This is a genomic window from Dictyoglomus sp. (assembly GCA_025060475.1).
Classification (GTDB): domain Bacteria; phylum Dictyoglomota; class Dictyoglomia; order Dictyoglomales; family Dictyoglomaceae; genus NZ13-RE01.
Map to the genome: position 1 here is coordinate 1 of JANXBZ010000043.1, position 873 is coordinate 873.

At 55.2% G+C, this 873-nt stretch carries 1 tRNA gene; it reads right to left on the bottom strand.

The features are described 5' to 3' along the window. Nucleotides 1-475 precede the first annotated feature (475 nt). Nucleotides 476-551, bottom strand: a tRNA-Met gene (locus NZ841_08465). Between the last annotated feature and the right edge of the window lie 322 nt (nt 552-873).

Genomic DNA, 873 nt, shown 5'->3' on the forward strand with positions numbered 1-873 from the left:
ACTACCATATCCATATTCGCACTGCCCACCACGACCACTCGTGCCATCGTTCACCGCCTCCTCCAGTCTTGCGTCATGGGGGAGGATTCGCGAAGGGAGGAGCAGTGTCCTACCCTCTTCTACGTCCATCAGAATCAGAGGCGATCTCGTGATAGCTCTGTGTTCAGAGATGATAGATTCGTGATGACTTCTCTGAGCCTACCATTGAAGTGGTGGGCTATGATGAAAAGACCTGCCTGTGCAGGTTTTAGAAATCCGCCTGCGTGGATTTTCCTCACCTTCTTGCCCCGAATTTCCATCGGGGGAGGAACTTCACACAGTCCACAGCCGCAGTGTGGAGAAAAGCGTGTTTGTGTCAGTGATGCGCAACCCGGGAATCTGCATGGCTTGTGCCTCCTGTTGGTGTTTTGGTGGAGACACAAGATGTAGTATGCCTGAGGCATCTGCTGGGGGAATCACACAACATGTAGGGGCATGGGTGCGGGGGAGGGATTTGAACCCTCGACCTCCGGGTTATGAGCCCGGCGAGCTGACCGCTGCTCCACCCCGCGTCATCGCTCTTAATTATATCATAAAACCGCGCAGAGTGCAAACCGATGGACATGTCGTGCTACGTTTACTACCTCGCCTCTTCCCTTTCCTCCCCCTTTTGGAGTAAACTGTACACACACTTCGTGGCAGGGAGGAGTTCGGAATAGATGTTTTGTGGTCGCTACCGTGTGTGGCTGGCGCTGGCATGGATACTGAGTGTTGCCCTCACGGCGCATGCGGACGTACGCAGCCGGGACACGGGAATCCACTCCTGGCGTATCTGGTCGCATATTTACAAGCTGGCATCGGAGGAGTTCGAGGGACGCGGCTCGGGCACGAAGG